The following is a 21,068-nucleotide window of genomic DNA, read 5'->3' as shown; positions in this document are numbered from 1 at the left end:
CGCTCCTTTGCCCGAGAACCGGGCCCTCGACCGGCGGGGCGGCCTCATCCGCCGGTGGAGATCGCCCGAAGGGTCAACCCGACCATGATCGTCAGCGCGATGCTGTAGACCAGCTGCTCCCGGCGCCCGTCGCGGCCGCGGGTGTAGGCGTAAACCAGGGGAAGGGCCAGCGCCAGGACGATCCCATACAGGAAGTGTAAACCGCCGCGGGCCGGCCAGAGCCGCATCACGACCATCACCAGGCCCAGGAGCCCCTGAAAGAGGATCACCCCCTCTAGAATCCACAACGCGCCCCAGAAATCCGGGCGAACCCCTTCCCCGCGCAGGTAACGCCAAAACCCCCACAGCGCACAGATCGAAACGAAGAACAAGATCGTCCGGCTGAGCCCATCGTGCAGCGTGATCAGCGTCCCCATGGGCGGAAACCTCGGAACCCTTTGGATCACCGACTGAGAAGCGGCCGGAGGGTTTTCTCCACGTCCTCGCGCCCCTTCAAGATCCCGACCTGCACCCGGTGGATGATCCCCTCCCGGGTGATGAACACCGTGGTGGGGATCCCGAAGATCCGATAGGCGCGCTCCGCCTGGGCGTTATGATCCAGCAGGATCGGGAAGGGGATGTCCAACTCCTGGACGAACCGGCGCACCTCCGCGAGGTCGTCCTGGGAGGTCAGGTTCACCCCCAGGATCTCCAGGCCCTGGGGGTGATAATCCCGGTAGATCTGGGCCAGCAGCGGCATCTCCTCCCGGCACGGCGCACACCATGTGGCCCAGAAGTTCAGCAACACAACCTTTCCCCGCAGATCCCGCAACCGCACCGTCCCGCCATCCAGCCGCTCCAACTCGAAGTCCGGCGCCGGGATCCCCGTGATGAGGCCCATCGGGACCGGGGTGGAAGCCTCCGGCGCAGACGCCCCCGGGGCCGGATTCCCTCCCGGAAGCCGCTGGCAGGCCCCAACGACGAGGACCAGGAGGAGGATCCACAACTTACGCATGGGCCCCTCCCAAGCTTCGACCGCTGAGGTACCCCAGATAGGCCGGGACCAGCGGGAACACGCAGGGGGAGAAAAACGAGAGCAGGCCGGCCACGAAGGCCACCGGATAGCCCAGCCCGGCCCCAGGCCCTACATCCAGGAACAGGCCCATCTGGAAGGTCCAGATCCGTAGGTTCGTGAAGGTGGGCGCCCAGATCGGAAGACGGACCGCCGGGAAGAATCGGGGCAACGCATCCAACAGCACCATCCCCCCGATGAGGAGCAACAGCGCGCCGCTGGCCGCTTGGAAGGCGGGGAGATACCGGCGCATCCGCCGCATCCCGGCGAGGGCGCGATCCAGCAGCAACCCCATCGCCAGGAAGGGGACGCCCAGGCCGGCGGCGTAAGCGGCCAGCAGCCCCAGCGCCTGGCCGGCCGTCTCCTGCTGGAACGTCAGGGTCAGGATCGCCCCCAGGGTGGGGCCGATACAGGGGGTCCACCCGGCGGCGAAGAAGACCCCCATCATCCCCGAGGTCAGGTAGCTCAGCGAGCGGACCTCCTGGAGATGGGGACGCCACTCCGACATCACCAGCGGGTACAGCCAGGGGATCCGCACCCCCAGCACCACCAGGCCCATCAGGATCACCAGGCTCCCCCCGATGGCGGCCAGGAGGTCCCGCCCGTTGAAGAAGATCTGGCCGAGGAGCGTCGCCGCCCCACCCCAGGCGAAGACGAACACGAAAGAGAACCCCAACACGAAGGCCAGGGCGTGGGAGAACGTCCGCCAGCGGGGAGCCCCCACGATCCCTTCAGTGGGACCCATGGCGGTCCTCCGGAGCTTCGGGGTTCAGCCGCGACCGCAAGCGGGCGATCCGCTCCTCCAGCGCCCGCTGCCGGCGCACCAGGTAAAGGACGTAAAAGAAGGTGATGCCCCAAAAGACCAAATACGCCGCGACCAGATAGCCCATCGAGGTCGACTCCTTATGAACGGATAGGTCCCACGGGCGCCTGCTTCAATCCCATAAGCGGATGGTCTCCCTGAAGGGTTACGACGGCCTTCCGAATGCGGACAACCCGATCCCCATGGGGCATCCGCAAGGGGTGTCCCTACACGGCGCGTCGTGCTCAAGACTCCACCTCCGCCATCGCTTCCATCTCCTCCAGCGCCTCCTGGGCTCGCTGAACCCGATAGCGCAGCCAGAGGAGCACGCTGAAGAGCAGCGTCCAGGCCACCAGGCTGAGTACCATCGTGTGCACCATGCGGGGCGTCAGGCCGAACTGCCCCTTGGCCTCCGAGGAGACGCTGGGGCCCAGGACGATCGGATGGATGGTGCGGAGCAGGCGGGCCGAGAGATACGTGATGGGCACGGTCACGAAGGCCACGATGGCATAGACCGCTGCGAACCGGGCCCGGGTCTCCGGGTTCTCCACCGCGTTCCGCAGCAACAGATACGCCAAATACACCACCCAGGTGATCGTCGTGGTCGTCAACCGCGGATCCCACGTCCACCACGTGTTCCAGACCGGCCGGGCCCAGAGGGAGCCCGTGATGATCGCCATGGTCAACAAGATCAGCCCGACCTCCACCGCGGCGTGGCCGATCTGATCCCAGCGCGGCGCCCGCGTCCGCAGGTAGGCGATCGACCCGATGAGGGCCACCGCGAAGGCGAGGAAGCCGGACCACGCGGTGCTGACGTGGAAGTAAAAGATCCGCTGGACGTCGCCCATCTGCGCTTCGCGAGGCGCATAGACGAAAACAGCGAGAGTCGCTAGGACCATCAGGGCGATGGTGGCTCCGACCCAGATCCGCTCCCCGATTCGCATGGATCCCCCTTTCCTGGAGCGGTTCAAGCTTGCGGTTCTGAAATCCCGCCGTCCCCCGAATCCATAACGGGGATCAAGCACAGCCCTCCAGGGCGACTACATTTTAAACAAAACGCCGTGGCTTTGTCTATGTGCTCCTCTCTCAACGTCGGGCTCAGAGCGAGTTCCCCCAAAAATCCCTGCGGAGAGCTCGCACCGCCCTCCGACGCCAAGGGAAACCGAGCACCGAATCATGCGCGAGAGGCGCTCATCGCCGTCCAATGTCAGGAGGAACCGAACGCTTGTGGCTGGTGTTGGCAAAAATCGAACTGGGCGCTAAAGCGAGAAAAAGAGAAGAGGGACCACCTGCCCCTTCACTGACATACACCTCAAATCAGGCGGATAAAGCGTTACGCGCTGACCAGCTCCTCAAACACCAGCCAGGCGACTGTAAAGAGCATGAGATCGTAAGCGATCATGATCTGCATCCAGGTCCCCCACCCAGAGGGGTCCGCTTCCAGAACGGCGCGGACGCCCTGAATCCCCGCGATCAACAGCGGGGCCGCCACCGGAAACAGCAGGATCGGCAGCAGCAGCTCGCGGGCCCGGGTGGCCATCGCCATCGCCGCCAGCAGGGTGGTCACCCCGCCCAGCCCGGCGATCCCCAGGAGCAGGAGCGCGACGATGACGGGATCCCACAAGGAGAGATTGAAGAACACGCCGGCGGCGACCAAAGAGAGCACCAAGACGAACACCAACAGCAGCCCGTGAACAACGGCCTTGCCCCAGAACAGCAGGCTTCGATCCCCCGGCACCATCAAGAGCCCTTCCCATGTCCCCCGATCGATCTCGGAGGCCATCATCCGCCCCACCCCCAGGCTGCTGGCGAACAGGAGGAGCATCCAGAGGAAAACCGGGACGAAGGCCCGGGCCAGGTCCGGACGCAACTCGAAGGCCGCTCCGAACAGGAAGAGGCTCAGCCCGGCCAGGGTCAACAAGGGGGCCAGCGTCTCCCGCCCCCGCCCCTCCACCCGCAGGTCCTTCCAAAGCAACGCCAGCAGCGGCCGAAGCGGGGAGGGGAGGCTCACCATGCGCCCCTTTTCCCTCGTTGCGAGGGAAACGTCCCCTATCGAAGCGGCGCGGGCCGGATGGGCGGTTGGGGGGGCTGTGTGGCTCCGCGTCGGTGGAATCGAGAGGACGCCCGCGTCCGCGCTTCGCCCCGTCTCGCGCCCCACGGCGCGCGGGGATCCCTCCGGAGCGCGGCTCGGACGAACGGACGGGCCCTCGGACCGATGGGAGGGCGTGGCTCCCGGCGGGCCCACACCGCCTCGATACAGGTCCCGGAGGGCTTTCTCGTGAAACGCCGCCGGAGGGCCCTCCGCGACCAGGCGGCCGCCCACCAACACCACCACGCGATGGGCGAGGTCCGCGGTGGATGGATCGTGAATCGCCAGCACCACCGCGCGTCCCCCCGCCGCCAGCTCCCGCACGGCCTCCCGCGCCCGTTCCAGCCCCTCCACATCGAGGCCGGTGAACGGCTCATCGAGGAGCAACACGGGCGTCGGCGCGAGGAGGGCCCGCGCCAGCGCCAGCCGCTGCAGCATCCCCCGGGAGAACCCGCGCACCCGCTCATGGGCCCGCTCCGCCAGGCCCATCCGCTCCAGCGCCGCCCGCACAGCCCATCGGTCCTCCGGCCAGCCGTAGAAACGTTGGTAGAAGCGGAGGTTCTCCTCCGCGGTGAGATCCGGATAGAACCAGGGCTGATGGCCCAGCAGGACAACTTCCGCCCGGACCCCCGCCCCATCGGGGGGCCAGCGACGGTCCTTCACCCATACGGCGCCGGAGGCCGGTCGGAGCAAAGTGGCCGCCACCCGAAGCAGGGTGCTCTTCCCGGCCCCGTTCGGTCCCATCAGGGCGAGGATCTCCCCCGGCCATACCGAGAGGGAGACCTCCCGCAACGCCCAGCGGGGGCCAAAGGCTTTCGAAACCCGTTCCAGCCGTAGAACCGGCGATGGCTCCATACGGGGCTCGCAACCCTGCGGAAGTCTCCAGCGCCGCCCCCTATCCAGGACGGGACCCTCCGGCCTGCCCCTGACGGAGAGCCCGGGCCATCAGGGCCGCGCGCCGCCGTCGGTAGGTCGCCTCGTCGACCTCCCCCGCCGCATAGGCCTCATCCAGCTGGGCGATCTCGTCGATGGGGTCCACCGCTTGCCGCCGCCAGAGCCTCCCCAGACCCACCGCCAGGCCGGCGCCCAGGACGATGAGGGCCGGCGCCAGCCAGGGGGGGACCGGCGTGCGCGGCTGCAACGCGATCGCTCGGGCCTCGCCCGGGGCCGGCGGGTCGATTTCGTAAAGGCGATAGGTGGTCCCGCCGATGGTGCGCACCCCGAGGTCCCGCAACCCGGGACTGGAGGCCTGCAGCGCGCCTCCCGCGATCAAGAGGTTCCATCGGTCCACCGGATAAATCGTGCGCAGGGTGAGCGTCCGCGCTTGCGCGAGCGGGATCTCATATCCGAACGCCGCCTGATAGCCCATCCCCGGCGGGAGCGGAGCGGTGTCGACCAACCGATCGCCCTCCTGGCGGTAGCGAAGCCCGAGCTCCCCTTCCGTGACCTGGAGGTTTGCCGCCCCGGGCGGCAGGGGGAAGATCATCCCCGGCCGGCCCGCCCCGCCATAGGTGGTCGACCCCACGTTCGAAAACACCCACACTTCGGTCACCAACAGGCGATCTGCCAGCGGCTGCAGGATCCAATGAACCTGGTCGATCCGGATGCCGCCCGGGTCAGCCGTCCGATCGAAAACCATGAGGGTCAGCGTGACCTCCTGGCCGGCCGTCAGCGTCAGCGGATGGGCGGCGGGGTAAGCCACCTCCTGCCATTCCGCCACCGGCAGATAAGCGGCCTCCGGATAGATCGGCACCGCCTCAAACCGGAAGGCCCCGTCCGTCCCGGTCTGAACCGTCCGGGAAAAGACCGGCGAGGCCTCGATCATCGCGTACAGAGTGACCGTCACCCCAGCGGCCGGCGCTTCGGTGGTCCCGTTGAGGACCTGACCGCTCACCGAGGCGGTGGCCACCGGCTGTGGGGGCTGCAGGGCTTCCCCGTCAGCGACGGAAAAGGCCAATTGGGGCAGATAGGTGATGAGGGCCTCCCGAACGTCCGCCGGGAGCGGGCGCAGCTCGGCGTGGGCGGCGATCCGCCCCGGCTGCAGGGCCTCGATCCAAGCCGCCGGCGCGCTCTGGAGCACCCGTTCCGGATCGGCGAGGGGCGCCGGCCCCTTCCGCCCGTCCTCCCCGTGGCAGGCCGCGCAGGCTTCCCGGTAACGGCCTCCGGCTTCCGCCAAGGCCTCCGGCGGGACGGCGAGGGACCACGCGTAGAACACGACCGCCCAGCGCTCGCGCTCGCTCAACGTGTTCGACCAGGACGGCATCCCCCGCTCCATCCGGCCTTGGGTGACCACCTGGAACCAGTCCCGAAGGGAAGCCTCGCGCGTCGCCAGGCTCCCCGTCAGCGCCAGCCGGGCGTCCGGGACCCGGGCTCGAAGGGAGGGCGCCTGGGGGCCATTCCCCTCGCCCCTCAGGCCGTGGCACGCGGCGCAGTATTCCCGGAAGAGGGATTGGCCGGTCTGCAGGGAGAGGCCGGTTGGGGGAAGCGCCGGCGTAGGGGTGGGCCAGGGCTGGGTGCGGAACGGGATCTCCCCCGCGGGAGGGGGAGCCGCCAGCGTCAGGGAGCACCCGGTCAGGAGCCCCAGGGCCAGCCCGAGAACCAGCCAAGGGCCTCGATCCCGGCTCATGGCCGATGCCTCCGGAGCTGAGCTCGGCGGGCCTGAACCGCCGCTTCCACCCGGGCCTCCCAATCGACGTTCCCCTCCCTCGCCTGCAACGCTTGCAGCAAAGCGGCGCCTTCCTGAAGGTAGCGCCGACGCAGCTCGCGATAGTCCTCATCCAGGATCTTCCCGGTCCGCCAATCGGTTTCCAGATCCCGCAGCATGCCCAGCACCTGCTCATACTGGGCCTGAAGGGCAGCCCGTGCGGGGATCCTCTCAGCGGTCCGGGCGTCCCGGAGCGGTTGCAGGATATATCCGAGAACCAACACGGTCACCCCAAACAACACGATCAGCGCAACCAGAATCTCCGTCATCTGGCTCCGAACCCTGAACGGGAGTTACAGTGTCAAGTTGATCAAAGAGCCAATAGGGAGCGGGATGAAAAACGAGCGGCTCCTTTTGGTTCCCCGAAAACACTCGATCGGGCCGGCGGGATGCGGGCGGACTTAGGAGCAAATGGAAGATGCTCCACGTGGAGGCGGTCCCTTTTAGGGAGCAGAGGCGCTCTCGAAACGCCTGCGAACGTCCAAAGCCTCACGCGGCCTTCCCTCGACGGACCTCATCAAAGTTCCAAGGCCTCCTCGGGCTCCTCGGGGATTTCCTCCGGCCGGAACGCCCATCCGTCCTGCACCCACCACACGCCCAGCTGGCGGGCCATCCGTCGGGCGGGAGCCGTCATCTCCTTGGCCCCCACCACGGGCCACACCTCAGCCTCCAGGGCGCGGGAAAGGATCGCCGCCCGCCGATAGGCCCGCTGCACGTCCTCGGTCCCGCCCTGCCAGGAGACCTCCACCGCCAAGTAGAGCTTCCGGTCCTCCCGCCGATGGAGGCCCTCCACCACCAGGTCGATCGCCCGCGCATCGTTCAGCTCCGCCTCAGTGATCCGGCCGGCCTCCACGGCCTCCTCCAGCCGCTGGCCCAGCTCCGCATCGGCAAGCAGGGCAGCCCGCCGGAGCAGCGGGCGGAACACGGTGGTCGGCTTCTCTCGGAAGGTCAGCTCCATTCGGATGGGCTTGAGCTCCCCCAGGTCCGCGGCGTGGTGATCCAGCCGCCGGTCCATCCGCTGCACTGCCTCCTCCGTCCGCCGCTGAGCCTCCGCCAGCTCCGCAAACCGACGGTCAGCTTCCGCCCGCGCCGCCGCCATTTCCTCCCGAAGCCCCGCAAAGCGCCGCTCTGCCTCCGCCCGGAAGGCCGTAAGCTCCTCATAGTGCCGCCGCTGGGCTTCGGCCAGTTCGGCAAACCGTCGGTCCGTCTCCGCTCGATAGGCGGCGAACTCCTCATAGCCCCGCCGCTGCGCCTCGGCCAGCTCCGCAAACCGACGGTCCGCCTCCGCCCGCGCCGCCGCCACTTCCTCCCGAAGCTCCGCAAACCGCCGCTCCGCCTCCGCCCGGAAGGCCGCAAGCTCCTCATAATGCCGCCGCTGGGCTTCGGCCAGTTCGGCAAACCGTCGATCCGTCTCCGCTCGATAGACGGCAAACTCCTCATAATGCCGCCGCTGCGCCTCCGTTAGGGCGGCGACCGACTCCGTGAGGGCATGGAGCGCCTTCTCCACCTTCCCCATCCGAGTGGAGAGCCGCTTCAACGTCTTCGGCGACTCCAACAGATCCTTGGTCAGCATCCGCTGGCGCAGCGCCTCCATCCACGCCGGATGCTTGTCCAGAAGGCGAATCAGATCCTCCAAATCCCGAACGGTGAATGCCATCCGCGCTTCCTCAAGTCGAGTTCAAGGGAATTTTACATCACCCACCCGATCGCTCCCCATGCGACACTGCACCACATAGCCTGAGCCTCCAGGTCCCTCAGACCGATCACGGAGCCTTAAGAAGCGGATCGATCACCGACTCCAGCTCGCCGGGCTGGATCGGCGCCGGTTTATAGAAGACCACGAAACCCCGGGGGTCCACCACGAACGTCTCGGGGACGCCGGTGATGCGGTACTGGCGCGAGATCCGGGTGCCCACATCCGGGCCGTTCGGATAGGTGATCCCGAAGCGCTTCAGGTAGTTCAACGCGGCGGAAGGCGCATCCAGATAATCCACGCCCACGAAGATCACCCCTTTGTCCCGATATTTCCGCCACAACGCCTCCAAGAGAGGGGCTTCCTCCTCACATGGCTTGCACCAAGAGGCCCAGAAGTTGATCACCACCACATGCCCCCGCCATTCCTGCAGGCGGAACTCCCGGATCCCGAGCCCGCCGTCGTAGCCCTCATAGAGCGGGAGCGTGAAGTCCGGCGCGGGGCCTCGGGCGGGGGCCGTCCGCCCGCGCTCCACGAAAGCCCAGCCCAGCAGAGCCAGGAAGACGATCGCTGCCCCCAGACCGATCCACCAGCCCCATCGTCCCCATCGCGCCATGCCCTCCCTCCTCACCAGTGCTCCCGGATCCAGCGATCCAGCGCCCGGACGGCTTCATCCGAGGCCGGCTCCGATGCAGGTTCCGAGGCGGGGGAGGGACGACGCCAGCGCGCCAGGCGGAGGGCCAACCAGAGCCCGGCCGCCGGGAGGCCGATGGCCGGGATCAACCAGACCCCCAATCCGATCCCCTGAGGCGGTGGGACGGCCAGCACGCGCATCCCGTAGCGGGTGACGAAGAAATCGATGATCTCGGCTTCGCTCCGCCCCTCGGCCAGCATCGTCCGGATCTCCTCTTTCCACTGGACGCATGCGGGGGTGTCGCACACGTCCAGCGGCACGTTCTCGCACACCGGGCAATACAGGTTCTTCGCCACCCGGTTGACCTCATCGTCCGGGACAGCCGGCGTGGGGGGCTGAGCCCGCGCAGGAGCCCCGCTCATCAGAACCCCCACGATGAGGAGAACACAGATCGCAAGGCCGAGAACGACCGATCGGCGCATTTTCGGGATCACCTCTGGATCACGGCCTCCCTCGCATTTGGCCCGCTTGATTTCCGGGGCCGATGGCGCCTATGGGCCATAAACCCCCTATGAAGCGGCCATGGGCTGTTCCTCGGGCCGCCGCTCGACCCCCGCGATGGCCGGCAAAGGAACCGGCGTCGGCCACACGGCGACCAGCGTGCCCAGGATCAGCACTATGCCTCCGATCCAGATCCACGAGACCATGGGGTTAATGAAGACCTTGAACGTCGCGCGGTTTCCGCCATCCACCCAGCCGCTCAGCAGGAGATAGAGATCCTCTTTCAGGGTGGCCCGCAGGGCCGGCGGCGTCAGGGTTTCCCCGGTATCGTATTGCAGCACGTAAGGATAGAGATCCGCCAGCAACCCGCCCGAGCGGTCATAGGCCCGCACCCATGCCTCGGTCACCACCACATCGGGCTCCGTCGCCGGCGTGTACTGCCGGATCCCCTGATAGACCAGACGGTAGCCGCCGAAAGCCAAGGATTCCCCCAGCCCCAGCGTGCGCTGGGTTTCCCGCTGGTAAAACTGAGACCCGATCACCCCGATCCCGATCAGGATCACGCCGAGGTGGATGAGATAACCGCCGTAACGGCGGGGGTTCCGGGCCACCAGCCGCGCCAGGGCCAGAGGCCACGGCTCCCCGGTGGCCCGCCGCCGCGCCCGCACCCCCAGCGCGTAATCCAGCAACGTCCCCCACCCCGCGAAGGCGCACAGGCCGAATCCCAGAAGGGCCCACGGATGCTGAACCCCCGCCGCGCGGGCGAGGGCCCCGGCGCCCAAAGCCGCCAGAGCGGAGGAGCCGATGGAGAAACGAAGCGGCGCCCCCGGGGTCCGCCGCCAGCGGATGAAGGGGATCACCCCCATCAGCAGATAAAGGGCGGCGAACATCGGGCCGGTCACCTGGTTGTAATACGGAGGCCCCACCGTGAGCTTCTCGTTGAACAGCAGCTCCGAGAACATCGGGTAGAACGTCCCCCAGAAGACGGCGAAGGCGATCCCCAGGAAGAGCCAGTTGTTGAGCAGGAAGAAGGTCTCCCGCGAGAGCCAAGACTCCATCCGGTTCTCCGCCCGCAGGAGATCCCAGCGCGCCGCCAGAAGCATGAGAGAACCCACCAGCACCAGCCCCACGTAGATCAAGAAGGGAACCCCGATGGCGGAGCGGGCGAACGCGTGCACCGAGGCGATCACCCCGGTGCGGGTGATGAACGTCCCCAGGATCACCAGGGCGTACGTTAAGATGATCAGCAGCGCCGTCCACACCTTGAGCATGCCCCGGCGCTCCTGGACCATCACCGAATGCAGGAAGGCGGTGCCGGTCAGCCAGGGGAGCAGCGCCGCGTTCTCCACCGGATCCCACCCCCAGTAGCCCCCCCATCCCAGCACGTCGTACGCCCAGCGGGCCCCCACCAGCAGGCCCAGGCTCAGGAACAGCCACGCCACCAGGGTCCACCGCCGGAGCAGGCGAAGCCACCCTTCATCCCGCCGGCCGGCCAGCAGGGCGGCGATCGTGATCGCATAGGGAACGGTGAAGCCGACAAACCCCAGATAGAGCAGCGGGGGATGCGCGATCATCCCCGGATGGCGGAGCAGGGGGTTCAGCCCGCGCCCATCCGCGGGCGGCACCGGGAAGGTCTCGAAGGGGTTGGCGAAGAACCGGTTCAGAAGGAGGAAAAACGTCTGGGTCAGCAACAGCACCCCGGTCATATAAGGGAACAAATCGCGGGGAACCCGATCCGCCCGGGCCATCGCGACGAAGAGGAAGAGGCTCATCAGCCAGGACCAGAAGAGCAGGGAGCCGTTCTGGCCGCCCCAGAGGGCGGTGATCTTCAGGAAAAGCGGCTGGGTCTGGCGGGAGACCTGGGTGACGTAGACCAGGCGGAAATCGTCGGTGAGCAGGGCGAGCTCCAAGACGAGGACCGTCAGGCTCAGCAGCGGCGCCATCACCAAACCGATGCGCCGGGCCACCTCGGCCCACCGCGCCTCTTCCCGCCATCCCGCGTAAAACGCGACGATCATCCCGACCAGGCCCAGACCCCACGCCAGATCCAGCAACCCCTCGCCCAGCAGGCTCATCGGTTCCCCTCCGCGATCCGTTGGGACGCCTCCCGCACCAGCGCCACCATCTCCGGTACATCCGCCTCGGTAGCTATCGGGCTCAATGGGGATTTAGGGGATAGGGAGCAAAGAGTCCTCGAATCCCTCAGAAAGGTGGCCGCTTCGCTCCTCTTATCGCGAGCCCTTGGCCGCTTCCTCTTCGTAGCGGGTCGGGCACTTGAGGAGGAGGTTCTGGGCGTAGAACACCCCATCCGGGCCGAGGGTGCCCTCCACGATGGCCTGCGCCTCGTTCTGCAGAAGGTCCGGCTTTACCCCTTTATAGACCACCTTCAACGGTGGGGCCTTCCCGATATCGGCCACGCGCTCCACCAGGCCGAACTCGACGTGAAAGGTCTCGGGATCGTAGCGGATCGTTCCGCCGTCCACGATCCCCGAGAGACGGATGGGCCGGCCCTGCAGGCTCTCCGCCCGGGCCCTCAGCTCCGAGACCGTCAGATAATACTGGGAGGCGCTGCGAAGCCCGTTGGCGATCAGCAGGCCCAAGGCGATGAGCAGCAATCCCCCTCCCACCCAAAATCGGACGCCCATGGAAGACCTCCGCCTCGAGACGTTCTGTTCAGAGTCTAACATGGGAACCGGATTCCCTCCACTCCCCGCTCGAATGCAAAAGCACGGACGCCAGGACGCCCCTGCGAACGACCCAAACAAAGGGGTGGGGCAGATCCCTCCGCCCCACCCCCACGTCGCTCGGCCCTCCGGAGGGGTGGCGGTTACGGGCGGATCATCTTCTTGAGGGCCGGAACCGGGACGGCACGGCTCAGATCCTCCAGGGAGTCGTAGAGGATCTGTGCGATGTATTCGCCGTTGTGCACATAGCCGCCCGGATCCTTGGTCGCGAACTGGTAGTTATAGGCCGCGCGGAGCAGCCGCGGCGTCCAGGCCTTGTAGCTGTTCTGCGGGTTGGCCTCCTCCGGATCCGCCACGCCGTTCCCGTTCGTATCCGTGAAGAAGTAAGGATAGGCATGCGGATGATAGGCGATGGGCGTGCCGATCCGATCGCGGGCGTAGGCTTGGATGGCCTGGTAAAGGGCCTCCCGCATGGTCTCGATCTCCCCCGCCAGGCCCTCGGTCGTGTTCCCGTCGCCGTCGTAGTCCGGCGTCTCCGGCAGGCGGATGTTCAGGAGATCCTGCGGGGTACGCACGCCCTCGTGGCACTTCCCGCAGAACTCCGCTCGGACCTCCAGCTCGTGGGCGTCGTGACAGTCGGTGCAGCCGCGGAACTGCGCGTGATGTTCGAAGAGGCCCACGTAGGTCTTCCCGTCGTACTCGTAGGCCCCCTTCGCCTGGGTGCCGAAGCGGGTGGCCCCCGCCGCGAAGTAGTGCACGTTGAGGAACCGCAGCTGATCGGAGACCTGGTCCGGCGGCAGCTTCCCGATCAGGCGATCGACGCTCACCTTGGACTCGCGGCCCTGGTGGCAGGTCATGCACAGGTTGGTGTTGGGGTCGCCGCTGTCGATCACCGCGCCGCTCGGGAAGGTGACCCGCTTGACCTCGTAGCGGGTGAACTCGGTCAAGGAGTTATGGCAGGTGGAGCAGAGGAAGCCGTTGGCGGGCGGCTGGGAGATCGACACGCCGTCCCGCAGGTAGAGCGGCAACCCCTCGGCGGTATGGCAGCGGCTGCACGCCGGCGGCACCTGCCCCTCACGATCCCAATGGCGGAAGGACTCCGAGGCGCCGGCGAAGTGGCCCACATCATCCCGATGGGCCCGCGAGAGATCGATGGGCGTGGCCAGGGCCTGGTTAAGATCGTCGATGGAATCATACAGCAACTGGATCACATACTTCGCGCCGTGGGCGAAGGCCCCGGGGTCCTTCTGGGAGACCTGGTAGTTGTAAGCGGCGCGGAGCAGCCGCGGCGTCCACGCGTTGTATTTGTTGCCCGGCTTGGCCTCGTCCGGATCCGCCGCGCCGTTGCCGTTTAGATCCACGAAGAAGTAAGGATACGTATGGGCATCGTAGATGATCGGCTTGCGGGCCACCTCCCGGGCGTAGGCCTGGATCGCCTGATAAAGCAGCTCCTGGAGGCCGGCGATCTCATCCGCCAGGCCCTCGCGGATGTTCCCATCGCCGTCGTAATCGACCAGCGAGGCTTCCATCCGGATACGCCGGAGGTCCTCTTCCGACCGGACCTCCTTATGACAGGTGCTGCAGAGCTCGACCTTCACCTGCAGCGTGTGGGAGTCGTGGCAGTCCGTGCAGGTGCTGACCCCCTTCACATGGTCGAAGCGGGCTTCGTAAGACCGGCCAGCGTATTGATAGCCCCCTTTCGCCACCGTGCCGTATTTGATCGCCGCCGCCGCATAGTAGTGGATGTTGATGAAAGAGAGCTTCTCGCTGACCTGGTCTGCTTCCACCCCCGCGTCCTGGATGGCCTTCTCGACATCCTGGCTGGAGGCCCGGCCCTGATGGCATTGCATGCAGCGCGCCTCCGGCCCAAGCCCGGTGATCTCCACCCCCGAAGGCATGGTCACGCGATCCATCGTCCGCGTGGCCGAGTTGTGGCATGTGGTGCAGTCGATCACCGAGCCGATGGCCGCCGGTTTATCCACCACGCCCGCCGGAGAGCCGTCCACCCCCAGGAAGTCCAGGAATCCGTAGGCGCTGTGGCACTTGGCACACTGGACGGGGATCTCCGGAGGGCTCTCCTGATCCCAGTGCCGGAAGGCCTCCGCCTTCGCATCCGCGTGGGCCGAGGAGAGCCATTCCTGCTCGAAGGGGATCTCCCGGACGCGCACCTCGGGGATCACCGTGGCGACCGGCGTCGCCTCCGCCGGGGTCGCCGTCACGGTCGGCGTGGGCGTCGCCCGGGGCGCGCAACCGATCCCCACGAACAGAAGGCCGACCACGGCCAGCGCACTCCACTTGCTCCAACCGGTTCCGCGCATAGGCACCTCCGTCATCACCTGGGAGCACCGTTTTGAATCCACAACCAGATCGCCGCCCGCTCCGATGCCCGGAGCCGGCCGGGGTGATCCTCCAAAGCCGTCCAGATCAGGACCGGGCTGATCCCGGGCGCGCCCGGGATCACCGCCGGCCCGGACTTCCCACCCCTTAAGACGCCCTCATAAGTGGTCAGATCCAGATCGCCCTCCCGTCGCTGAGGACCGTGGCAGAAGCCACAGTTCTCCTCCAGGAAGGCCCCGATCCCTTCCCCCCAGGTAGGACCGATGTCGGCACCTCCCCGACCGAGGTAGGAGGGGGTTGGCACCGGTGTGGGCGTCAGCGGGGCATAAGCCCGAACCCGGGCGATGTCCGGAATCGGGCCCGGAGAGGTGACCGCGGTTTTCTCGCCGGAGACGAACCAAACCATCCCCACCAACCAGAGGGTCGCCAGCGTGCCATAGGCGGCCCAAAACCGCCGGGCGCGGGCGCGGGCCTCCAGCGGATCCAGAGGGGCTGGGCGCGGGGGAGCTTCCAGGGCCAGGGGATGATCCTCCTCTATCTCCGCCCGGCTCAGATAGCCGGTGAACATGCTCCGATTGAAACGTCGGATATGAACGTGATAGACATGCCAAATCAGGATGGCGAGGACTGCCAGCAGGGCCTCCGATCCGTGGGCCACCTTCGCCGCTGGGATCCATTGCCCGGGCAGGAAGCGAGCGGTGGTGATGGGGTTCCAAAGCATGAACCCCGTGAGGCCCATGATGAGCAGCCCCCAGACCAAGGCCCAGTATTCGAATTTCTCTTGGAAGGTGAACCACCCCTGACGGGGCGGCGAGCCGGTCAGCCCGAGGTTATAGCGCAACGCCCGCCACGCGTTCCGGAGATCCTCCCGGGTCGGCAGGATGCTGGGCGGGACCCGACGCACATAGAGGTCGTAAAGCGCCGATCCGATGTGCTCCAGCGCCAGCAGCATCAGCGCAATGGCCGCCGCCCGATGGATGATCCGGGCGTTCTCCAGGCCACCCATCGCCTGGAGCAGCGCGAGGGAGACAGGGGATTGAGGATACTTCTGCGGCAATCCGGTCGCCGCCAGCACCACGAAGGCGACCATGAGGACGCCGTGCTCGATCCGCCGCAGCAAAGAGAACCGATAGATTTGATCCCGCTCTCCCATGACCGCCTTCCCCCTCACGGGCGCCGGCCTCGCGCCCAGCGCCGCCAGGCATCTGTGCCGACAAAAAGCAGCATCCCACCTACCGTGGTGGGGATCAGGATGTTGTAGAACCATTGGACCGCGAAGACCACGGGCGTGCGCTGTGGATCCGGCTCGTAATGGCTCATCCAAGCGTCCGGGAAGTTCAGATCGGCCTCCGGATGGCAACGCCGGCAGGTGTTGATGAGGTTCGCTTTCAGCACCGTGCTGTTCTCATCGGTGGGCGGCAGGATGTTATGCACCCCGTGGCAATCCACGCAGACCGGTTTATTGACCGGTTGATCCGGGGCGATCTTCTCAAAGATCACCACCGTCGTGCCGTGGAAATCCGCCACATACGTGTTAAAGACGCCGGTCCGGATCCCGTAACGAGCCATCAACTGTTCGTCCGTGTGGCACTTCGCACACAGCTGGGGGGAGAAGAGATGAAAGCCCTCCCGAGTGGGGCCGGCGTTGCGATGGTAATCGTGGCAATCCGTGCACGCCGGGACATCGGGGTTGTTCTCTTTCAGCAAGGCGGCACCGTGAACACTGTTCCGGTAAACTTCGTAGATCTCCGAATGGCAACCTCGGCATGTCGCCGCGATCCGCCCCTTTTGTCCGTCGAAGGCGCGGGTTTCATGGGCCCCGTGGCAATCCGTGCAGACCGCCGCCTCCAAGCGCCCCTCCCGCAGGGCCTGGGCGTGGAGGCCCTCATCATACGCGGTGGCCTCTTCCTCGTGACAATCCCGACAAACCTTTGCCATCTGGATCCGCACCTCGCGTAGGCTCTGAAAGGCCCGCTCCGGGTGCGGGAAGCCGGTGATCTCCGGATGGCAATCCGCGCAGGTGTACCCTTCCTTCCCATGAACGGAACGCTTATAGGCCTCTTCATCAACCCGAAGAGACCAGAGCTCACCGCTGGGCAGCGGGCGGATTAAATCCGGAAGCGCATGACATTTCGAACACGCCTGCTCGTTTTCCGGGCGGGCCTGAGGCGGCGGTGGCGACGCAGGGAGATGGGTGGATCCGGAAACTCCACCCAGGATCCCCAACCAGAGCCCCCCGAGCGCTACCAGCCCCCCCAGGCAGGGCATTCGAAGCGGCATGGAACGCCTCCCGGAATCAAGGAGGTTCAGCGCAAAGCCAACGGCCCCCCATGCCTATCCAAGAAGCGGGCTGCGCCTTGGCGAGCCCGATCCGGAGCGATTGGGCTCCCCCTTTCCTCCTCGTGAGCTCAGAATTCACCCCACAGGCCCCAAGCACCCCACGTCATTGGAGCGAACGGACCAGCCCCAGTGGCCAGCCCTCCAAGCCCTCTCATTGGGGAAGAGCATGCACCATCTTTATGCTGACCAGAATCCTCGGTAATTCCAAGGGTTTACCCTCACGTTTTTTTGCTGAGGATTTGTATCGGGGAATTCCCGGATTTCATCGATGGGGGATTTCCTGACATGGAAATCCAAAAAGCGTCGACGCCTCGGAAGGTCAGCATCCAACGAGCGCCACAGGTTACAATTAGGTTGCGTGAGACCGACGCAGAGGAGCACACGATGGCCCTTCGGGGAATCCGGTTTCTGGAGATCAGCATCCTGCTCTTGGGTCTGGCCGCCTGCCAGCGGGCTTCCGAGCCGTTGCCTTACGTGGATTTCAACCAACGAGTGCCGATCCGACAGCCGCAACGCACCGAAGTGATTCCCATGCGGGTCGGCATCGCCGCTGTCCTCTCCCCGCAAAGCTCCGCTGAAGCCTATCAGGCCCTGCTCGACTATCTCGCCCGCCGCCTGGGTCGGCCGGTGGAGATGGTCCAGCGCCGGGACTACGCGGCGATGAACGCGGCCATCGCCCGTGGGGAGGTGGATATCGCGTTTGTCTGCACATGGGCTTACGTGATCGGCCGACGGGAGCACGGTTTCTCATTGCTGGCCGTCCCGGTGGTGAACGGGAAACCGACTTATCAGTCCTGGGTGATCGTGCGCGCGGATCTTCCCGTCCAGACCATGGCCGATCTGCGAGGCCGCACTTTCGCTTTTGTGGACCCTCTTTCGAACACCGGGTATCTTTACCCGCGATATCTGGTGCATCAGCTTGGGGAGACGCCGGAGACGTTCTTCCGGCGGACGTTCTTTACTTACGGTCACGATCGAGCGATCCAGGCCGTGGCCCAGGGGGTGGCCGATGGTGCGGCGGTGGATAGCCTGGTTTTTCAGTTCCTGATGGAACAGAAGCCCGAGCTGGGGGCGAAGGTGCGGGTGATCGCGCGCTCGCCGGAATTCGGCGCGCCCCCGGTGGTAGCCGCTCCCACGCTTCCCCCGAACCTTCGAGTGGAGATCCAGGACCTTTTGCTGAACGCCCATCAGGATCCGGAGGGGAAACAGGCGCTTCGCGCGATCGGTGTGGAACGCTTTGTGGCTGGCGAGGATGCCTGGTACGACGAGGTACGCCGTTTAGAGGCGGCGCTCGTGGGAACGGGGCCATCACCGTGATCCTAAGGATTTAAGGCAAGCCCGTTAATAAGCGCTCCAACGAAGGTGGCCCCCGAAAGGTTGTTTTCTCCTCCTCCCTGCAGTCCAAAGAGTACTTCATCCAAATTCGATCTTGGGTTTTGATCTCCTGAGGATAACAAGGGCGAGCCAGGCGCCCAAGGTGCTCGGCTCGCCCTTGTTATCCCCCCTCCCTACGGCCTCAAGGGCCGTGGGGAGGAGGGATCCAGGGGGTGAGCTCGGACAGACGGTAAAACCTCAAAGCCTTGTTCCGCAAAATGGCGGTCAAAGGGGAAGGCGGCGCGGATGTCCAGCAGAGGTATCTACAAAGATTCTCATCGGGGATGGGCTTCCCCATGGTAAATCTGAGCCAAGTATTTGTCATGCTTCTCAGCCAGGTCCCTCAACCCGCTTCGGAACCGTCCGGCGACGGCAATCGCCCGCTGACGGCGCTCTTCCTCGGAAACCGCCCCGGATTTCTCCAGCCATTCCCGCACTGCCTGGCGGATCAGCTCGGCCACAGACACCTGCTGGCGCGCCGCCAGTTTTTTCAACGCACGATATTGTGCTTCTTCCAACCGGATCTGCGTTCGGATCATCTCCGGATCCGAATGGTTGTTATCATCCCATCACTTGTGAGGGAATGATAACCCAAAACAGAAAACCGGCGAACTCTTCCGTTGGACTTCAGGGCTTTTCAAAGTTCTAACAAAGACGGCATAACAGCGAAGAAGGGGATGGCCCCTCTCTCCCATCTCCCCTGAAAAGGCCGGCACTACGTCGGCAGGCGCCTCCTCCTCGCCAGGATCTCTTCAGGGCAGCTCCAGGACCCACAGATTGTGATCCTCCGCCGACACAAAGACGATCCGCCGCCCATCCGGGGAGAGGGCCCAATCGCCACCCGCGATGCGGAAGGGAAGCGTAACGGGATCTGTCAACGAGCGGATCGCGCCGGTGGCGGCTTCCACCTCGAGGACGCGATGGCTGGGGGCACCCGGCTCCATGGGAACCACCAACAGGCGCCCCTCCGCCCGCCACCGGTAAGCCCCGAACACCGGAAGCCGTCGGCTCCCCGTCCCATCGGCGCGCACAACCCAGAGCCCGCTCTGGGCCGGATCGGCGGAGAACAGGCTTTGATAAGCCACCCACCCTCCCTTCGGGGAGATCTGAACGCCCCGGAGGCGCTCCCCTCGGGCGATCGGTCGGAGCGATCCCTCCTGCAGGTCCACCACCGCCAGGAGGGGATCCAGACCAGGGGCTTCGCGAGTGATCACCAGGACCTGCCGCCCATCCGGGAGCCACCCCGCGAACCCACCCCCCAGCAGCTGGAGGGCCGGGCGGGCTTCCCGGCCATCCACCCGGGCGATCCACAAAGTAGTGACCTGCCGATCCAGGCTGGGGGCCTCGGCCGCGTGTTCTTCCCACGCGATCCACTCCCCATCCGGCGAGAAGGCGACCGCCCGCCCCCCGCTGGGGGCCACCCACTGCACTCCGGTCTCCAGATCCTCGATGATGGTTTGGCCTGCCTCCGGATAGGCCCGCCGCCGGTAGTCCGGCGAGAAGATGCCCAAGCGGGTGGTGATCAGACGAGGTGTCCCTCCTGTGGCCGGAATCCCCCAAAGGCCCGCCGGGGCCTGTGGATCCGGCCGGTCCAGGAACCAAACCTCCTGACCATCGGGCGACCAGAAAGGCTGGACACAGCAGCCGTTGGCCGTAAGCCGCCAAAGGCGCGGGCCCGGGGTCGGCGAGGGGGAGGAAACCGGAGTCGGCATTGGGTTCCCAAGGGTTGGATCCGAGGTAGGCGAGGCCGGCCGGGCAGGTGTCGGTGGTTCCGGCGACAGGCGCTGGCCCCCGCAACCCGCTCCCACCAGCCCGACCAACAGGATCCATCCGACCAGCCACCTCATGGGGCCCTCCATTCCGGCGGCCACGGCACCGCGAAATCGTTGAGCAGGGGTCCACCGAAGATCACTTCCGGCTGGTCCTCCAGGAACTGCCACCGCCGGGGATCTGTCAGATCGCGCTGGAAGCCCCGGCTGAACCCACCGACCAGGGCCAGGGAATCCCAGTCGGCCTCGATGAGCAGCACCGGATTGTAGGCCCGGCGGTGAGCCGGCGCATCCCGGATCTCCAAGTGCAGATGCGGCCGGGAGCGGCAGGTTCCATCCGGATCCCCGACCTTGGCGATCACTTGGCCGCGTCGCACTGGCTGTCCCGGCGAGAGGGCGGGGCGCTCCAGGAGATGGCCGTAGAACGAGGCGTAGCCGTTCGGATGGTCGATCATCAGGTTATGGGGCCCGGCGCCATGGAAGGCCGCGTCCACCTCGCTGACCACCCCATCTCCGATGGCAACGATCGGCGTCCCACAGCGCGCGGCGAGGTCGATCCCGAAGTGCAGCCCCTGCCCCGCCCGATAAGTGGTGTTCCGCTGTCGGAAGGCACCGACTGTGTTCCCATACGGTTGGACCATCAACCAAGTGCTCGGGCCGGGGGGCTCCGCAAACGGCAGGCCGAAAGGGCGCTCCTGCAAGGCTTGCGATGACGTCGGGGGCGGAACCTGGGACGATGATGCGGAGAGCGAGGGATCCGCGAACGCGCCCGTGATCAGCAGGGCGAAGCCCCCGATCGCAATGTTCATCCACCAGTGGTAGCGGAGCATCGGTTTCATACGCACTGCCCCCGGGGATTGTTCTCAGCCAGCGCGCATTCTCCTAACCCAGCGACCTCAGGATCCGCTGGGCGTCGTTTTCCCGTTCCGTGACTCATCGTCATCTATTTTACCCCGTGGGGTTCCACAGATGACCGGTCCCTTCCTGCTTCATCGACCCATAGCTCGTCGACCGGGCCTGGTGACCCGTTCCGCCGCCAGAGGAATCTCCACAGGCCAACGGGCACCCCGCGCGATCCTTTGGATCGCGC

General features: G+C 66.1%; 20 protein-coding genes. 1 reads left to right on the top strand and 19 read right to left on the bottom strand.

Features of this window, described 5'->3' with window-relative positions:
* Window positions 1-44: 44 nt before the first annotated feature.
* The 16 genes from ACFMO5_RS10640 to ACFMO5_RS10565 all read right to left on the bottom strand — a co-directional run bounded on the left by ACFMO5_RS10640 (window position 45) and on the right by ACFMO5_RS10565 (window position 16,775).
* On the bottom strand, window positions 45-416 hold the full coding sequence (locus ACFMO5_RS10640) for a hypothetical protein (protein ID WP_376792730.1): 372 nt from the start codon (window positions 414-416) through the stop codon (window positions 45-47).
* 26 nt (window positions 417-442) lie between these two features.
* Window positions 443-994, bottom strand: coding sequence for a peroxiredoxin family protein (locus ACFMO5_RS10635; RefSeq protein ID WP_376792729.1), 552 nt, complete (start codon window positions 992-994; stop codon window positions 443-445).
* Window positions 987-1,796, bottom strand: coding sequence for a cytochrome c biogenesis protein CcdA (locus ACFMO5_RS10630; protein ID WP_376792728.1), 810 nt, complete (start codon window positions 1,794-1,796; stop codon window positions 987-989). The genes ACFMO5_RS10635 and ACFMO5_RS10630 overlap by 8 nt, the downstream gene beginning before the upstream one ends.
* The gene (locus ACFMO5_RS10625) at window positions 1,783-1,941 is read right to left on the bottom strand and encodes a CcmD family protein (RefSeq protein WP_376792727.1); all 159 of its coding nucleotides are present in this window, start codon (window positions 1,939-1,941) and stop codon (window positions 1,783-1,785) included. Before ACFMO5_RS10625 ends, ACFMO5_RS10630 begins: the two co-directional genes overlap by 14 nt.
* Window positions 1,942-2,098: 157 nt before the next feature.
* On the bottom strand, window positions 2,099-2,797 hold the full coding sequence (locus ACFMO5_RS10620) for a cytochrome c biogenesis protein (RefSeq protein ID WP_376792726.1): 699 nt from the start codon (window positions 2,795-2,797) through the stop codon (window positions 2,099-2,101).
* 389 nt (window positions 2,798-3,186) lie between these two features.
* Window positions 3,187-4,797 (bottom strand): heme ABC exporter ATP-binding protein CcmA, encoded by a 1,611-nt coding sequence (gene ccmA / locus ACFMO5_RS10615; RefSeq protein WP_376792725.1) that lies wholly within the window; start codon window positions 4,795-4,797, stop codon window positions 3,187-3,189.
* 40 nt (window positions 4,798-4,837) lie between these two features.
* Entirely contained in the window at window positions 4,838-6,568 is a 1,731-nt protein-coding gene (locus tag ACFMO5_RS10610) for a c-type cytochrome (RefSeq protein ID WP_376792724.1), read from the bottom strand.
* Window positions 6,565-6,915 carry a hypothetical protein gene (locus ACFMO5_RS10605; protein ID WP_376792723.1) on the bottom strand — a complete coding sequence of 117 codons (351 nt, stop codon included), beginning with the start codon at window positions 6,913-6,915 and terminating at the stop codon, window positions 6,565-6,567. Before ACFMO5_RS10605 ends, ACFMO5_RS10610 begins: the two co-directional genes overlap by 4 nt.
* Window positions 6,916-7,163: 248 nt before the next feature.
* On the bottom strand, window positions 7,164-8,303 hold the full coding sequence (locus ACFMO5_RS10600; protein WP_376792722.1) for a hypothetical protein: 1,140 nt from the start codon (window positions 8,301-8,303) through the stop codon (window positions 7,164-7,166).
* A 106-nt stretch (window positions 8,304-8,409) separates the two neighbouring features.
* Complete coding sequence (locus ACFMO5_RS10595) at window positions 8,410-8,955, bottom strand: TlpA family protein disulfide reductase (RefSeq protein WP_376792721.1); 546 nt, start codon at window positions 8,953-8,955, stop codon at window positions 8,410-8,412.
* Window positions 8,956-8,966: 11 nt separating this feature from the next.
* Entirely contained in the window at window positions 8,967-9,455 is a 489-nt protein-coding gene (locus tag ACFMO5_RS10590; protein WP_376792720.1) for a cytochrome c-type biogenesis protein CcmH, read from the bottom strand.
* 87 nt (window positions 9,456-9,542) lie between these two features.
* On the bottom strand, window positions 9,543-11,549 hold the full coding sequence (locus tag ACFMO5_RS10585; RefSeq protein WP_376792719.1) for a heme lyase CcmF/NrfE family subunit: 2,007 nt from the start codon (window positions 11,547-11,549) through the stop codon (window positions 9,543-9,545).
* Window positions 11,550-11,702: 153 nt separating this feature from the next.
* Window positions 11,703-12,119 (bottom strand): cytochrome c maturation protein CcmE, encoded by a 417-nt coding sequence (locus ACFMO5_RS10580; protein ID WP_376792718.1) that lies wholly within the window; start codon window positions 12,117-12,119, stop codon window positions 11,703-11,705.
* Window positions 12,120-12,301: 182 nt separating this feature from the next.
* On the bottom strand, window positions 12,302-14,476 hold the full coding sequence (locus ACFMO5_RS10575; RefSeq protein WP_376792717.1) for a cytochrome c3 family protein: 2,175 nt from the start codon (window positions 14,474-14,476) through the stop codon (window positions 12,302-12,304).
* A gap of 14 nt (window positions 14,477-14,490) precedes the next feature.
* Entirely contained in the window at window positions 14,491-15,648 is a 1,158-nt protein-coding gene (locus ACFMO5_RS10570; RefSeq protein ID WP_376792716.1) for a cytochrome b/b6 domain-containing protein, read from the bottom strand.
* A gap of 14 nt (window positions 15,649-15,662) precedes the next feature.
* Window positions 15,663-16,775: a cytochrome c3 family protein gene (locus ACFMO5_RS10565; protein WP_376792715.1), complete on the bottom strand. Its 1,113-nt coding sequence runs from the start codon at window positions 16,773-16,775 to the stop codon at window positions 15,663-15,665.
* A gap of 444 nt (window positions 16,776-17,219) precedes the next feature.
* Here ACFMO5_RS10565 and phnD point away from each other — a divergent pair, with 444 nt between their 5' ends.
* A complete protein-coding gene (gene phnD, locus ACFMO5_RS10560) occupies window positions 17,220-18,152 on the top strand; it encodes a phosphate/phosphite/phosphonate ABC transporter substrate-binding protein (RefSeq protein WP_376792714.1) in 933 nt (310 codons plus the stop codon).
* A 332-nt stretch (window positions 18,153-18,484) separates the two neighbouring features.
* On the opposite strand, the gene ACFMO5_RS10555 is transcribed toward phnD, so the two are convergent.
* The 3 genes from ACFMO5_RS10555 to ACFMO5_RS10545 all read right to left on the bottom strand — a co-directional run bounded on the left by ACFMO5_RS10555 (window position 18,485) and on the right by ACFMO5_RS10545 (window position 20,817).
* The gene (locus tag ACFMO5_RS10555; protein WP_376792713.1) at window positions 18,485-18,748 is read right to left on the bottom strand and encodes a ribbon-helix-helix domain-containing protein; all 264 of its coding nucleotides are present in this window, start codon (window positions 18,746-18,748) and stop codon (window positions 18,485-18,487) included.
* Between the two features lie 213 nt (window positions 18,749-18,961).
* Complete coding sequence (locus ACFMO5_RS10550; RefSeq protein WP_376792712.1) at window positions 18,962-20,056, bottom strand: TolB family protein; 1,095 nt, start codon at window positions 20,054-20,056, stop codon at window positions 18,962-18,964.
* The gene (locus ACFMO5_RS10545; RefSeq protein WP_376792711.1) at window positions 20,053-20,817 is read right to left on the bottom strand and encodes a M23 family metallopeptidase; all 765 of its coding nucleotides are present in this window, start codon (window positions 20,815-20,817) and stop codon (window positions 20,053-20,055) included. Before ACFMO5_RS10545 ends, ACFMO5_RS10550 begins: the two co-directional genes overlap by 4 nt.
* Between the last annotated feature and the right edge of the window lie 251 nt (window positions 20,818-21,068).

The organism is Thermoflexus sp. (genome assembly GCF_042408365.1).
Taxonomy (GTDB): Bacteria; Chloroflexota; Anaerolineae; order Thermoflexales; family Thermoflexaceae; genus Thermoflexus.
The sequence above is the reverse complement of the archived record's forward strand: the minus strand, read 5'-3'. Positions and strand labels throughout refer to the sequence as shown.